Raw genomic sequence first — 15552 nt, 5'->3', positions numbered from 1 at the left:
GAAGTTATTAACAAGATTAATTATTTGATTTTTAGCTGATAATATCCGATGATAACGATTGCAAGTAACTCTTATAGTTATGCAGATTGTTAATTAATGTTTTCGGAAGGAAAGTGTAGATATGACAAAAATGATAGCTGGACAAGCATTGGTTAAAGTTCTTGAGGATTGGGGAGTGGACCATGTTTATGGTGTACCAGGTGGTTCCATCAACCATACTGTTGAGGGATTATATCTTGAAAAGGATAAGGTTAAATATATTCAAGTACGTCATGAAGAGGTAGGTGCTATCTCAGCTTCTGCTGATGCTAAGTTCACTGGTAAAATTGGGGTTGCCTTTGGATCAGCTGGTCCTGGAGCTACTCATTTATTTAATGGACTCTATGATGCCAAAATGGATCATGTTCCTGTGCTGGCTTTAGTTGGTCAAGTTCCACAAGAAAATATGAATACTAATTATTTCCAGGAAATGGATGAGGGTCCAATGTTTTCTGATGTTGCTGTTTATAATCGGACAGTTACAACAGCCGAACAGATTCCATATGTTATTAATCAAGCTATTCGCGAAGCTTATAGGCAGAGTGGTGTGGCGGTTGTTATTTTACCTGAAAACTTAACTTCAGATGAAATAGATTATGTTCCTGCTAAAACTCCAAAGATTGTAAAGAGTGATGTTTCTCAAACAGTTAATCCAGAAGATATTAAAAATACTTTGAAAATGTTAAAAGAGGCTAAACATCCACTGGTTTATGCTGGTCGTGGTTTGCTAGGTGCTAGAGATGTTTTAACCAAATTTTCTGAACAATTCAATATTCCAGTTATGAATACAGTTCCCGCTACTGGTGTTATTAGTACGGATCACCATAACTTTATTGGTACTTTTGGACGCTTAGGTAGTAAATCAGGTTTTGAGGCTTTACAACATACTGATTTGATTCTTTTTATTGGTTCTGAATTTCCATTTGCAAGATTTTGGCCTGAAGATGTCAAAATAATTGATGTTAATAATAATCCCTATGATATAGGTAAGACCGTTGATGTAGATTATGCGATTATTGCTGATGCTAAAAGTTATTTACAATCTTTAATCGATACTAAGGAAACCTTGCCAGCTGGTACTTGGTTGAAAGCTAATCAAGAAAACAAAGCTAATTGGGATAGATGGTTAGATGATCGAGCAAAGGATGATAGTAGTGGTTTGAATCCTGAAACTGTAATGGCGAAGATTGCCGAAATGGCAGGACCTAATGATACGTATGGCGTTGATACAGGAAATGTTTCAGAATTTGGTGTTAGAGGTTTGCCAATGAATAAGAATCAGAGGTTTGCCTTATCAGGATTATTTGCCACAATGGGCTTTGGTTTACCAGCCGGAATTGCTGGTGCTTTGAGCGTACCTGAAGGACAGGCTTGGACACTTTCTGGTGATGGGGGCTTTTCAATGGTTGCTCCAGATATTATTACTGAGGCTAGGTACGGATTGCCAGTTATTAATGTCGTTCTTTCAAATGAACGTTTAGGATTCATTTATTATGAACAAGTAGCCTCAAAGCAACATTTGTATGGTGTTGATTTGACTGGTGCTGATTGGGCCAAAGTTGCTGAAGGTCTTGGTGGTATTGGATTTACTGTACAATCAATTAAGGATGTTGATGAGGTCTTTAATAAGATTAAGGACTTGCAAGCTAATGGTAATAAGAAACCAATTGTAGTAAATGCGATTATTAAACAGGAAGACCCTATTGCAACAGCCTTTATGCCATTGGATGCTAAATTATATGGACAAGATGCAGTTGATGCTTATGCTAAAAAGTATCAAATTGATCCAAAGGATCAACCATCACTTGGGGAAATTTTGAGAGCTCAAGGAGATAATGATTAATGTTAAAAATTACTTATATTGGTGGCGGCATCGAAAAAGGTGTCAGAAAAGTTGCCGAGTACGATAACAGTGCCCAATTTGTTGCCAATCAACAATTAGAGGTACCTGATTTTGAAGATTATTTGAAAATTGTTGAAGTAACAGATGATGGGAAGAAAATAGATTTATCTGAATCGACTATGCATGGACTATATAATTACTTAATAAACAAGTAAAATAAAAGACGAGGCCAATTAGGTCCCGTCTTTTATTCTTTAATAATGAGGAAATCGTATGTTGATTAATAAGATTGAGGATTTGAAAAAAGCAAGTTCTGAAAGTAAACCAAACTTTGAGGTAATTGGCGAGGCTTTTGACTTTTGTCAGCAAGTATTGCAGGCACAAGTATCAGGTAGCGGAACTGATTGGTCGATTGCTGCAACAGGTGGGTGGCTGGCCTTGGTAACGGGTCTTAACCATAAAATCCATCGAATCTTTATGAGCAAAGAGAAAAGGACCAAGAAGACTTGCGACATATAATATTTAAAGATTATATAATTAAAAAAACTACAGTTAATAATAAATATGAATTGGTTTTAAAAAATTAAGAAAAATAGCATTAGTAATCGATTTGATTACTAATGCTATTTTTTATAAGAATTGATTTTTTGACTGTTTATATTATCTTCGAGCAATGTTTTAGATCAGTTTAATTTATATTTCTAACCAAAGTTTCCAGAAACGTAGTCTTCAGTTGGACGCATTTTGGGATGCGTAAAGACATTGACTGTCGAATTATATTCGATAATATGGCCCAAGTGTAAGAATGCAGTGTAATCACTGATTCGTGAAGCCTGCTGTAGATTATGTGTCACTATGATAATTGAGTAATCTTTTTTTAGAGTTTGTAAAGTTTCTTCAATTTTTGAAGTTGAAATTGGATCTAATGCACTTGCAGGTTCATCAAGTAGTAGAATATCGGGCTTCATAGCGATAGAACGAGCGATACAGAGACGTTGTTGCTGACCACCAGAAAGAGCCAAAGCACTTTTGTTTAAATTATCTTTGACCTCATCCCATAATGCTGCGCTCTTTAAGCTTTGCTCCAAGCGCTCTTCTAATTCGTCTTTTTGGTTGATACCGGCGTTTTTTAAAGCGAAAATAATATTCTCTTTAATTGATTTTGCAAAAGGATTAGGTCGTTGGAATACCATTCCAATATGCTTTCTAACTTCGTAAACATTAATTTTTGAGGAATTAATGTCAGTATTGCGATACATAATTTCTCCGTCAACTCGTGCCACTTTATCATTCATTCTATTAAGACATCTTAAGAAAGTTGATTTGCCACAGCCAGAGGCACCAATCAAAGCAGTTATCTTGTAACGAGGAAAGTTCAAATTAGCATCGAAGATAGCATGATTGTCACCATAATAAACTTGAAGATTATCAGTCGACAAGGCTTTTTTTTCGGTAATATCTGTTATGTAAGAATCTGTTAAATTGTATTCTTTCATTGGTAAGTTCCTCATTTCGATGCGGTAATTTTGTTGTATAGTTTGTTTCCTAGGAAACGAGCTCCTAGGTTAAAGATTAGAATAACGATAATCAATACAGCGGAAGAAGCACTAGAAATCAAATGAGCATCTGGAGTGACACTTTCTGTGTTAACCTTCCAGATATGAACAGCTAGAGTTTCAGCTGGACGCATTGGGTTCAGAAAACTGGTCGTTGAAAATATGTTCCAATTAGTATAATCGACGGTTGGTGCACTTTGACCAGCAGTGTAAATCAATGCCGCTGCTTCGCCAAAGATTCTACCGGCACTTAGAATTAAACCAGTTAAAATACCGGGCAATGCTGCGGGTAAAACAATCTTGGTAGTTGTTTTCCAGCTAGAGAGGCCCAGTGACATTCCGGCTTCTCGTTGTAAGTCAGGAACTCCACGAAGTGATTCTTCAATATTTCTTGTTAGAAGTGGGAGATTGAAAAAAGTTAAAGCAATCGCACCAGAAAGAATTGAAAAACCAAGATTTAATTTGATTACAAATAATAAATAACCAAAGAGTCCTACAACAACTGAAGGCAATGAACTCAAAACTTCGACGCTAGTTCTAATTAATTCAGTTGTCCAATTATTAGGTGCATATTCAGAAAGGTAAATTCCTGCCCCAAGGCCGATCGGAAGAGACACAATAATTGTTAGAATTAATAGATATAAAGAGTTGAATAGTTGATCACGGATACCACCTCCAGCACTAAATGATTGTGCAGCTGATGTTAGAAAGTGCCAGGAGATATCAGGAACACCATTAAAGAGAATATAGCCAAGGATGGCAATTAAAATAACGATAACTGAAATTACTAGTGTATAAATAACTCCAGTAGCTAAGTGGTCTATTTTTTTTGCATTCATTTAGAAACGACCTCGTTTTCCAATAAATTTAACAAGCATATTAAGAATTAAAGACATTAATAATAAGATTAAGGCCAATGACCAAAGCGCATTATTTGGTAAAGTTCCCATAACGGTATTACCAATATCAGTTGTTAATTTGCTAGTTAAAGTTGAAGCTGGAGAAATTAAGTTTTTAGGCATCAATGTGGCATTACCAATAACCATCTGAACGGCCAAAGCTTCTCCAAATGCACGAGCCATTCCAAAGATTATTGCAGTTAAAATTCCAGGGATAGCAGATCTTAAAACAACTTTGTATATAGTCTGCCATCTAGTTGCACCTAAGGCTAATGATGCCTGTCGGTAATACATTGGAACAGACTTTAAGCTGTCAACTGATAGGGAGGTAATTGTTGGTAAGATCATTACGAAAAGCACTAAAGTTCCGGATAGAATACCAAAACCAGTTCCACCAAAAACATTACGGATAAAAGGTACGATAACTGATAAACCGATAAACCCATAGACAACTGAAGGAATACCTACTAGTAATTCGATAACAGGCTGCAGGATCTTGGTACCTCGTTTACTAGAGAATTCAGCCATAAAAATTGCAACACCTAATGCAAAGGGAGTAGCTATGATAGCGGCTAGTAAGGTAACGCTGAATGAGGTTACAATCATTGGCAAGGCACCAATATCAGGATGTCCTTTTGCATCGATTGCTCCTGGATTCCAATTAGTTTTTGTTAAAAAGTCTAAGACTCTTACATGATTTTTTGTGAAGGTTGCGAGTCCTTTTGAGGCAATAAAGTAGAGGATACAAGTAACAAGGAGAATAATTAATCCAATACATAAGTAACAAATCCCTTTGCCAAAATAGTCTTGGAAAGTAGCTTTGGATTTTGTTTGTAATTTTTTTTGAATATCATCCATAGGAATACTCCTGAGTATTAAAAAAGAACCACAACCAAGATTGAACAAGGTTGAAGTTCTTTTCAAATTATTTATTTTGAACTAACTGTTCCTTTAGAATCTTTTTGAACTTTCATATTATGAATACTGATGTAACCCATATCTTTAACTAGTGAGTCTTGGACATCTTTAGAATTCATATAGTCAAGGAACTTAGCTGTAGCACCATCAGCCTTACCATTAGTGTACATATGTTCATATGACCAAATCTTCCATTTTCCACTTTCAACGTTTTCATCAGTAGGTTTGACGTCATCGATTGAAACGGCTTGAATCTTGTTATTAATGTATGAGAATGCTAGGTAACTAATAGCACCTGGTGTACTCTCTACAATTTTTTGAACAGTACCGTTTGAATCTTGTTCTTGTGATTTAACAGCTTTTTCGCCTTTAAGAACTGCTGCCTCGAAAGTTGCACGAGTACCGCTACCTTCGGCACGGTTAACAACAGTTATTTCTTCATCTTTACCACCAACATCTTTCCAGTTAGTAATTTTACCTGTAAAGATTTGTTTTACTTGATCCATAGTTAGGTTTTTAACGTTTACATCTTTGTTAATTACTGGAGCCATACCGACAACGGCAACTTTATGGTCAACCAATTTCTTAGAATCGATTCCATCTTTTTCTTCAGCAAAGATATCTGAGTTACCAATTGTTACCGACTTGTCTTGAACTTGGCTTAATCCTGTACCAGATCCACCACCTTGAACGGTAATATTAACTTTGCTATTTTCTTTTTGGAAATTAGCGGCTGCCTTTTCAACAAGTGGTTGTAAAGCAGTGGAACCAACGGCTGTGATTTTACCTGATGCTTCACCAGATGAACTCTTTGAAGAGCTACTATCCTTGCCGGAATCGCTATTTCCGCATCCAGTTAAAACAAGCATTAAAGCTGCAAAGCCTAGAACTAATGAAATAATAGTTTTCTTTTTCATTTTTTAAACCCCTATTCAATTTCAGATTGATAAGTTAAATTACCTAACACCTATAAAGATAAAGGGTACGTGTATAAATAATGTTTATTTAATGTAAAAGTTTTGTAAAGTTGTTAAAAAAATATACATTTGCTCTGTAGACTAAAAATGCAAGGGAATATCAGACAGCAAAATATTACAGGAATTGTATTTGTATATATTGAAATACAATGGTTGAATCAGGCAATGTAAATGACCACGTGTATTTACATTGCTATAATCAAAATGTGATGTGGCTGTGAGAGTTTTGTTTCAGGAAATCAATAAAATTTTCTTGAATTTTTAATATTGTAATAGTTTCAGCCCTTGCAATATTAGATGACTGGAAGGAAGTAGGATGCATGCAACCGCTAGTATTGCTTAGCAATAAGCTGCCATTATTTATTGAAATCAATGGGCACTTTAATAACCAAGGTTGGTTTATTCGTAATATAACTGATCCAAATGAGGTAGTTAAATTGGCTGAAAGAGAAGATATAGCTGGCTTACTTTGGGATTACTCCATAACAGATATGAATCAATCTCTAAAAATTCTAAAAACTTTACGTAGTAGTATTTCTGGTCCAATAATTGTATTAGCACCGGCCAAAGAAAAGAAGAAACGCTCACTTTTCTACAATATTAATATTGATAGCTTTATTACAAAGCCGTTTGATTATTCTGAACTTGTAGCTAAGGTAAAACAGCTATTTTGGGTTTATGATAAATTTTCTATTACAAAAGATTTGTCTAAAAAGACTCAAAAAGATTCGAAGCATGACACAGTTGAATTTAATGACATTGTGATAGATTTTAAACATTATCGTGTTACTCATAATGGTCATGATTTAGGATTAACGCCCAAGGAATTCAGTTTGTTCTGGTATTTGGTTCAACATCGGGGAAAGGTAATGAGTCGAGACCAATTGTTGGAAGGAGTTTGGGGATACGATTCCAATGGTTCCAGTCGAACAGTTGATATTCATATTAGTCATTTGCGAGATAAGTTGGCTGAGAGGTCCCAAGCTCAAGATTGTATTAAAACAGTTCGTGGTTTTGGTTATGTTTTAGATAATGATTATCCGTTAGTTTCAGAACAATGAGAGAAAAAGATATACTGCTTTTACGAACATAAAAAGACACTAGCAATCAAAATTAATTGCTAGTGTCTTTTTCCATATTTTTGCTACAAGTTATATTTCAAAAATCTTTATTATCTGGATTTTTTTAGGCGAATCAGTTTGTCAATTTCAGTTACTACCAATACTAATGCGCCGGCAATGATTGCCAGACCCCATTCGTGTAAACCGATGGCTCCAGTTGAGAAGACGTCCTGCATGAATGGAACATAAGTTAGGATCAATTGTAAAACAATCATCAGTCCAACGAAGATAAAGAGTTTTGAATTGGAGAATAACTCTTTTGATAAAGCTAATTTTGGTGTTCTGATATTGAATAAATAGAAGATTTTTCCAATAATCAAAGTATTAACCATAGTGGTGCTTGAAATAACTTCACCGACACCTTGATTATTCAGGTAAATATCAATGATTAAACTGACAGCAGCTATTAAAATCGCAACGTATGTCATTTGGAAAACATCATGACGATTCATTAATTTACTTCCGGTTTTTCTAGGCTTTCGGTCCATGATACCATCTTCGGCAGGTTCAAAAATCAAGGCAAATTGGATGGTTATGGCTGAAACCATGTTGATCCAGAGCAATTGGGTTGGTTGTAAAGGAATTTCTTGTTTAGTCAAAATAGCATAGGCTACAATCAGGCCTTCGGAGAAGGAAATTGGTAATAAATAAAGAATACTCTTTTTGATATTATCAAAAATTCTTCGACCTTCTCTAATAGCTGATGACATGGTTGCAAAATTATCATCCGTTAGAATCATGTCAGCCGAATCTTTAGCAACATCAGTTCCTTTAATACCCATGGCAACACCAATATCAGCTCGTTTTAAGGCTGGAGCATCATTGACACCATCACCAGTCATAGCGGTAACCTTATTATTTTTTTGTAGTGCTTTGATAATTTCTAGTTTATTGCTAGGAGTTGTTCTGGCGAAAACTTGGTTCTTGTCGGCAGCGATTATTTTTTCATCCTCAGATAATTCATCCCATTGAGCACCAGTGATTGCATGAATTTCATCAGCCAGACCAAGTTTTTCACCAATTGCTTTGGCAGTGATGGCATTATCACCAGTAATCATTTTCACTTCTACACCAGCATTACGCATAACACGTAGTGACTCGATGACCTCTTCTCTTGGAGGATCGATGATTGCCACCAATCCTAAGAAATTAAGACCATCGGTAATCATATCATGGGTCACTTCGGTGGCGTTTTGAGGGGCTTCTTCATAACCTAGGGCAATAACACGCTTACCCTCAGCTGAGAATTGTTGAACCTTTTCTAACCAATAATCATAATCGAAGTTTTTGTCTTGTTTTTGAGCTGTTTCTAATAATTTATCAGGTGATCCTTTAACAAACAAAAGACGATTATCTTGATCATCCTTGACTATTTTACCAATGTAACGATAGTCAGAGTCAAATGGTAGGATGTCGACTTCTTTATATTTGCTTTCATGTCCGTAAGGATAGACCTTATGGTAAAGTGTTAAAAAGGCACCATCAGTTGGTTCACCATTAATGATCCATTGATCGTTTTCTTTTAATAAAGTTGTATCGTTAGCTTGATAACCGGCTTCTAGCAACAATTTTAATTTAGAAGAAATTTCGGCAGGCTCTTTGCCATCCATGATTTTTCCGACAGGTTGGTAACCACTACCAGTCACTTGATATTCTTTATCATCCATTAAAATATCAGTGATTGTCATTTCGTTTTTAGTAAGGGTCCCGGTTTTATCAGTAGCTACAACGTCAACAGATCCAAGTGTTTCTACAGCAGGTAAAGTTTTAACGATAGTATGTTGCTTTTTGGCCATATCACTAACACCTTTAGCCAAAATAACTGATGTTGTAGCGGGCATACCTTCTGGAATAGCACCAACCATCATTGCTACTACAGCTAAGGAAAGAACGGGTAGAGAATAAGTATCAAAAATCAAACCAACAATAAAGATGACAATTGATGCAGCAACGATAAAGTAAGAAACATTTGTACCTAGACTATCAATAATTTGCATCAATGGAGTTTTACGTTGTTTTACTGAACTAACTTCATCAGAAATTTTACCAATTTCAGTGTCTGAAGCTGTAGCAACAACAATACCACTACCGCTACCATTAGTTACAGCCGTTGAAGCAAAGGCCATATTGATTTGTTCTGCCAAGGGAATATTTTCACCAAGTTGATCAGAGATCTTGGCAACAGAGTTGGATTCACCAGTAAGGGCCGATTCCTGAATACGAAGGTTGTCAGAGTCAATGATTCTTAAATCGGCCGGAACATTATCTCCGGCTTCCAAGAAGACCGTATCTCCAACTACTAGGTCTTCGGCAGGTATATCTTTTCTTTGTCCGTCACGATATACGGTAGCCTCAATCGATAACATCTGTTTGATCTTGTCCAAAGCATCTGAAGCATTAGATTCTTGGTAGTAACCGATGATCGCATTAATGATAACTACTAAGAAAATAATAATCGCATCAGAGTAATGACGCATCAATAGCGTTATGATAGTTGCCGCAATCAAAACGTAAATCACCATATTATTGAATTGACGGAAAAAGATTTTCCATTTTGGTGTTTTTTGAGTTTCTATTTTGTTAGGACCATTTTCACTCAAACGTTTTTGAGCTTCTTTAGTGGAAAGTCCCTCTTTAAAATTATTTGTATTATATGTTTCTTTTAAATTTTCAAATCCTATCTGATAAGGTTTAGGTTTCAAATTACATCTCCCATTTCGTTTTTAGAGTATAAAAAAAGCGCATCGCTAAAAAGTAATGTGCAAACTCAGCTCAAGATTCGATGTAAGAAATATATAAGATTCGTTTTCAGTTATATTTCACTCCTTCAAATATCTGTATAAATAAGATTATCAGGTATTTAATATTATGTCAATATTAATAAAATGATTAGTTTTTTATAATAAGTGACATTCTTTTGGAGTAGACCAGTTGTTGAAATGTCTAGCCCATTTCCAATTGTAAACGTTTAACTTGTTTCCATGATAATGCTTTTATAAAAATATATTGCAATTACTAATGTAGACCAGTATTCTTATTTTCGTTAGAGTTTTTTTTCATAGAGGGAAGGAAAATATAAAAATGAAAACCTATCTACAACGAATGGGTCGATCGCTTCAATTACCAGTTGCTGTTTTGCCAGCGGCTGCTCTTCTTGAGGGTATTGGTCATTGGTTACCGCAAAGTTGGGGATTGTCACAGTTTCTTCAAGTAGGTGGTACGGCAATTTTAAGTCAATTAGCATTATTATTTGCTATTGGACTATCAATAGGAATGTCAAAATCTAAAGACGGTGCAGCAGCTATGGCCGGAATTGTAGCCTATATTGTACCTACTTATGTTTTGGCACCTAAGCAAGTAGCATTGTTGTTGGGTATTAAAGTTAGTACTGTTAACCCGGCATTTAATGCTATTGCTGGAAATGTTTTTATTGGAATTATTGCAGGATTGATTGCGGCTGCTTTATTTGATCGTTTTCATGAAACAAAATTGCCTATGGCTTTGTCATTTTTTAGTGGTAAAAGATTAGTTCCTATTTTATCTACTATTGTTATGTTAGTAGTTTCAGTTATTTTATTATTCATTTGGCCAGTTTTATATGATGCTTTAATAAGCTTTGGTAAATTTATTGTCAATTTGGGATGGATTGGAGCTGGATTGTTTGGATTCTTCAATCGTCTTTTGATTCCAACTGGATTACATCAAGCTTTAAACCAGGTCTTTGAATTTAATATTGCTGGTATTAATGACATTGGTAATTTCTGGGCTAACAAAGGTACTAAAGGGGTAACTGGTATGTATTTAGCTGGCTATTTCCCAGTTATGATGTTTGGGTTGCCAGCCGGTGCTTTAGCTATTTATAGAAATGCTTTGCCAGAACGTAAGAAAACTACTGCTGGTTTGATGTTGGCTGGTGCCTTTGCTTCGTTCTTTACCGGTGTTACAGAACCCTTGGAGTTCTCATTTATGTTCGTAGCATGGCCATTATATGTTATTCATGCTATTTTTACTGGAATTTCAATGGCTTTTGCTGCCGCAATGCATTGGACTGCAGGTTTTACATTTAGTGCTGGATTAGTTGATTATATTTTGAGTTTTCATATGCCTATTGCTAATAAACCATATATGCTATTAGTGCAAGGATTAGTGATGGCGGTTATTTATTATTTTGGTTTTGATTTTGCTATTAAGAAGTTCAATTTGATGACTCCGGGACGTGAATCAATAGAAGAAAATTCATCCGCTCCAGTAGAAGAGGTAGCAACATCTGAATCAGATGATAAATATATGGTGATGGCTAAAAAAGTTTATGCAGGTATTGGTGGTCACGATAATATTAATGTGATCGATAATTGTACGACTCGTTTACGTCTACAGCTAAAGGATACTGGAAAAATTAATAAATCTCAGATCATGGATGCTGGAGTAGCTGGCGTCAACGTTTTAGATAAGGTAAATATTCATATTGTTGTTGGTACAGAAGTACAGTTTGTGGCTGATGCATTGAAAAAACTATATTCTGAAAATGCTGATGTAACGGTAAGTAAAACTACTCAAGTTGAAAAAGCAGCACCTAAGAGTGATGTGAGATCTGGTGAAACCGATATTTTTTATAGTGTAGCTAATGGACGCTTAGAAGATATCGAACAAGTATCTGATGCTACTTTTGCCCAGAAAATGTTAGGTGATGGTTACGCAGTTGTTCCTACAGATGGAAAGATAGTTTCACCTGTTGATGGTAAAATTGAAAGTATTTTCCCAACTAAACATGCTTTAGGCATTAAAACTCACAATGGCTTAGAAGTTTTGGTCCATATGGGAATTGATACCGTTCAATTAAAGGGTGAACCTTTTGAAATTAAAGTTGAATCTGGTCAAGAGGTACATCATGGTGATCAATTGGCACGGGTTGATTTGGATAAGATTAAGCAAGCTGGCAAACAAACCGACATGATGGTTATTGTTACAAATATGCCAAGCGTTTCTTATATGAAATACAATGTTTTAGATAAAGATGTTAAATTAGATACAAAAGTTGTTAAAGTTACTACTAAATAGATACACCCTTCATAATCAATTAGATCGTTATTATACGACAATAAAAAAACGTTCTAACAGCAACTAATTAATGAAATTCACTCCAATTATTGGGGTTCATTTCATAGTTGTTTTGTTAGAACGTTTTTTGTTTATGACTTTTAACCTAGAAATTCGAAGACATCTTTGCGGTTATATAAATGTAAAACTTTTTCGAGTAAGAATTGTAAAACGATAGCAACAACGGCTGGAATAACAAGCCAACTAAGTAGTAATAAAATAACGTTCAATCCTGCCTCTAAAGAAGCTAATGGTCCGACTAATCCAACCAAACCGAAACCAGCTGAAGCGGGTGTTCCAGAAATACTGAAAAGAGCAACTGGGATTGAAGAAATTGCCGCCGTAATTAAACAAGGTACTAAGATAATTGGTTTACGGAATAGATTAGGCATCATCATCTTCATAGCACCTAAAGCGATGGCAATTGTAACTCCTGGTTTATTTACTTTCCATGAATTGACTACTAATACCAATGTTGTAGCAGCCACACCCATGGCAGCGGCACCAGCGGAGATACCATTTAATTGAATGGCCATACCGATCGCAACTGTAGAGATTGGTGAAATTATCAAAGTTGCAAAGGCACAACTAATTAGAATGCACATGATAATTGGCTGCAAATTGGTAAATGAATTAATTCCATCGCCAATGGCCTTTGTAATATCGGTTACAAATGGATAGAGATAAAATCCAATTAATCCAGCACCAACACCAACAACAATTGGCGTCAATACAATAGCGACTGAACCAAATTTTTCACCTATCAAGAGAATCATAAAAACAGCGATTGAAGCTGTCAACATGGTATTGATGATATCTCCTGTACCAGCACCGATATAGGCTTGCGCTTTTTCGTTGAATTTAATAACTCCTGATCCAACAAAAGATGCTCCACCAACGACCATCATAGGCATTGGCTTAAATCCGAACTGTAATGCAATAAGTGCTCCAATTAATAAAGGTGTTCCTAGTTGAAAGATGATAGCCATCTGTCCAATGGCTATGGCAAAGGGATTGTTACCAAACAATTTTAAAATAGCAGCTAAAACAGCATTGGGAATTAATCCAATGATAATACCTGTGGCAGTTCCTGATAGTACTTTGTTGAGAAAAACTTTGGCTGTTAATTTTTTATTCATAATAATCCTCCTGTAATTTAACTAGCACCAAGAATATCTTCTTTACAGTGAATTAATTGGGTTAATAAATCACAGTATGGGGTAGGGATGTTATATTTTTTACCTTTGCGAGAAACGGCGCCATTAATATAATCAATTTCAGTGAGACGATGGTTAGTAATTAGATCCTGATGCATTGAAGGATAGTGTTTGCCAATTGTTTCAGGATCAAAACATGATTCAACATGTGAAACAACCTCTTCAATATCGAGATCAACGCCTTCGTGTTTTGCTACAGCCGCAAATTCATTAACGACAGTTACAACTATATCATGAGCTGGTTTAGTGGCACCAAATTCAGCCATATTAACATCAAGAATGGAACATAGACAATTCATCGTACCGTTGACGCAGGCCTTACGATAAATTGAGTAATGGATATTATCTGAATATTTGGCATTTAAACCTGACTCTGATAAGAAAGTGGCTAGTTCTTTAGCAGAATCTTCTTGATTCTCACCAAGGTTTTCTAATTCTACCGAACCATTACCAAACAACTTAACTTGACCAGGGCCAACTAGTCCGGCTGTCCACATTGTGTTTCCAATAAAGATATTTTTCATTGGAATGTATTTTTCGATTGTATCTTCGTGACCAATACCGTTAAGCAAACAAAGAATCTTTGTGTTCTTGGCAATTAATGGTTTGATATCTTGCAACATTTTATTTAGTTGCATAGATTTAGTGAACAAAATAATTAAGTCGGCCTTTTTGTCAGTATTTATTTCTGATTGAAGCATAACTGGGACGTTGACTGTGATGTCTTCACCGTTGAAGTTTGCCTTTAGACCATTCTCCTTGATAGCATTGACGTGATCTGGCCAACTATCGACTAGAGTAACATCATTGCCACCTTTATGAAGCATGATTCCAAAGCGACTGCCCATAGCACCCGCACCTGCGATAATAACTTTCATAGCTAATCTCCTTTATATGTTTGTTTCTACATTATACTAAGATTATTGTGAAAAAAGCTACAAAAATATAATAAGTATTGACTAAAACGTTTTCAAATGTTAGATTATGTTTGAAATGAACATAAATAAACACGGGGGGAAAAGCATGAGCTCATTAGAAGAATTCCAAAAGCTAAATCCAGAATATAAGATACTATCAATTGATGATCCAGATTTTAAGAAATACGGTAAGGTCTATACGAACTACAATATTAGTGAAGTTACTGATTATATGGATAAGAATGTTAAGATATCTAGTCCGGCTAACTTTTATACACCTTCAAATAAGGGATTAGAGTCAATCCCTGTTATTCAAGAAATGGGTAAAGATATTTATGCTAATATGCCAATTGAGGCTGGTGAATGTACAGGTCAATCGACCAACTTCTCAGCAATCGAATATCACCAAGGCAGTGAAACAAACATTATGTTGACAGACGTTATTATGGTACTCGGTCAACGTTCAACACTTGATACAAAGGGTGAATATAGCCCAAGAGATGACGGTCAAACATTCTTTGTACCAGCGGGAACAGTGGTTGAATTTTACAGTTCAACTTTACATTATGCACCTATTAAAGTACACGATTCAGGATTCTCAATTATTGTAATGTTGATCAAGGGAACAAATGAAGAGTTACCAGCTGATTTTAAGAGTACAAACAAGAGAATTGTTAAACAGAATAAATTTCAATTAGTTGATCCTAGTCGGAAGGATAAAATTGCGATTGGAGTTCAAGTCGGTTTGACAGGTAAAATGATAGAAATGAAGCCTTTGGCAGAATAAAAGAATATTTATTTTTAAGTACCAATCTAATGACCATTTTTCAATGGTCATTAGATTGGTACTTTTTTTATCCACATAACGTTAAAGTACTTTTGTTTTCAAATGACTTCCTATAATAAGAAGTTAAAAATTAATTATCATACAAGATTAATAAACAAATTTTCAAGTCAAGTATATTAAC

The 15552-nt window shown here is 35.3% G+C and carries 13 protein-coding genes; 6 read left to right on the top strand and 7 right to left on the bottom strand.

Going from position 1 to position 15552, the window contains the following annotated elements; genetic code table 11:
- Positions 1 to 121 precede the first annotated feature (121 nt).
- From CBP76_RS10460 to CBP76_RS10450, 3 genes are read left to right on the top strand one after another with little or no spacing between them, the layout of a single operon-like run.
- Positions 122 to 1882, top strand: coding sequence for a thiamine pyrophosphate-binding protein (locus tag CBP76_RS10460; RefSeq protein ID WP_102196818.1), 1761 nt, complete (start codon positions 122 to 124; stop codon positions 1880 to 1882).
- Complete coding sequence (locus CBP76_RS10455) at positions 1882 to 2097, top strand: hypothetical protein (protein WP_102196817.1); 216 nt, start codon at positions 1882 to 1884, stop codon at positions 2095 to 2097. The genes CBP76_RS10460 and CBP76_RS10455 overlap by 1 nt, the downstream gene beginning before the upstream one ends.
- A 58-nt stretch (positions 2098 to 2155) precedes the next feature.
- Positions 2156 to 2401 carry a hypothetical protein gene (locus CBP76_RS10450; protein WP_102196816.1) on the top strand — a complete coding sequence of 82 codons (246 nt, stop codon included), beginning with the start codon at positions 2156 to 2158 and terminating at the stop codon, positions 2399 to 2401.
- Between the two features lie 182 nt (positions 2402 to 2583).
- On the opposite strand, the gene pstB is transcribed toward CBP76_RS10450, so the two are convergent.
- The 4 genes from pstB to CBP76_RS10430 all read right to left on the bottom strand — a co-directional run bounded on the left by pstB (position 2584) and on the right by CBP76_RS10430 (position 6172).
- Positions 2584 to 3378, bottom strand: a complete 795-nt coding sequence (gene pstB, locus CBP76_RS10445) for a phosphate ABC transporter ATP-binding protein PstB (RefSeq protein WP_102196815.1) — start codon at positions 3376 to 3378, stop codon at positions 2584 to 2586.
- An 11-nt stretch (positions 3379 to 3389) separates the two neighbouring features.
- Positions 3390 to 4277, bottom strand: a complete 888-nt coding sequence (gene pstA, locus CBP76_RS10440; RefSeq protein ID WP_102196814.1) for a phosphate ABC transporter permease PstA — start codon at positions 4275 to 4277, stop codon at positions 3390 to 3392.
- Positions 4278 to 5195: a phosphate ABC transporter permease subunit PstC gene (pstC, locus tag CBP76_RS10435; RefSeq protein WP_102196813.1), complete on the bottom strand. Its 918-nt coding sequence runs from the start codon at positions 5193 to 5195 to the stop codon at positions 4278 to 4280.
- Positions 5196 to 5266: 71 nt separating this feature from the next.
- On the bottom strand, positions 5267 to 6172 hold the full coding sequence (locus CBP76_RS10430; protein WP_102196812.1) for a phosphate ABC transporter substrate-binding protein: 906 nt from the start codon (positions 6170 to 6172) through the stop codon (positions 5267 to 5269).
- A gap of 380 nt (positions 6173 to 6552) precedes the next feature.
- Between CBP76_RS10430 and CBP76_RS10425 the strand changes: the two genes are divergently transcribed.
- A complete protein-coding gene (locus CBP76_RS10425; RefSeq protein WP_102196811.1) occupies positions 6553 to 7293 on the top strand; it encodes a winged helix-turn-helix transcriptional regulator in 741 nt (246 codons plus the stop codon).
- 110 nt (positions 7294 to 7403) lie between these two features.
- Here the strand turns inward: CBP76_RS10425 and CBP76_RS10420 are convergent, their stop codons facing one another.
- Positions 7404 to 10055 carry an HAD-IC family P-type ATPase gene (locus CBP76_RS10420; RefSeq protein ID WP_102196810.1) on the bottom strand — a complete coding sequence of 884 codons (2652 nt, stop codon included), beginning with the start codon at positions 10053 to 10055 and terminating at the stop codon, positions 7404 to 7406.
- A 379-nt stretch (positions 10056 to 10434) separates the two neighbouring features.
- Between CBP76_RS10420 and nagE the strand changes: the two genes are divergently transcribed.
- On the top strand, positions 10435 to 12411 hold the full coding sequence (nagE, locus tag CBP76_RS10415; protein WP_102196809.1) for an N-acetylglucosamine-specific PTS transporter subunit IIBC: 1977 nt from the start codon (positions 10435 to 10437) through the stop codon (positions 12409 to 12411).
- Between the two features lie 140 nt (positions 12412 to 12551).
- Here the strand turns inward: nagE and CBP76_RS10410 are convergent, their stop codons facing one another.
- Positions 12552 to 13589, bottom strand: coding sequence for a PTS sugar transporter subunit IIC (locus tag CBP76_RS10410; protein WP_102196808.1), 1038 nt, complete (start codon positions 13587 to 13589; stop codon positions 12552 to 12554).
- Positions 13590 to 13606: 17 nt separating this feature from the next.
- Entirely contained in the window at positions 13607 to 14545 is a 939-nt protein-coding gene (locus CBP76_RS10405) for a 2-dehydropantoate 2-reductase (RefSeq protein WP_102196807.1), read from the bottom strand.
- 145 nt (positions 14546 to 14690) lie between these two features.
- On the opposite strand from CBP76_RS10405, the gene CBP76_RS10400 reads away from it, so the two are divergent.
- Positions 14691 to 15371, top strand: a complete 681-nt coding sequence (locus tag CBP76_RS10400) for a DUF4867 family protein (protein ID WP_102196806.1) — start codon at positions 14691 to 14693, stop codon at positions 15369 to 15371.
- Positions 15372 to 15552 lie beyond the last annotated feature (181 nt).

Origin of the sequence: Companilactobacillus nuruki (assembly GCF_002872255.1) — a bacterium.
Lineage (GTDB): Bacteria > Bacillota > Bacilli > Lactobacillales > Lactobacillaceae > Companilactobacillus > Companilactobacillus nuruki.
Note: the sequence above shows the minus strand (reverse complement) of the source record. Positions and strands in the feature narration are given on the sequence as shown.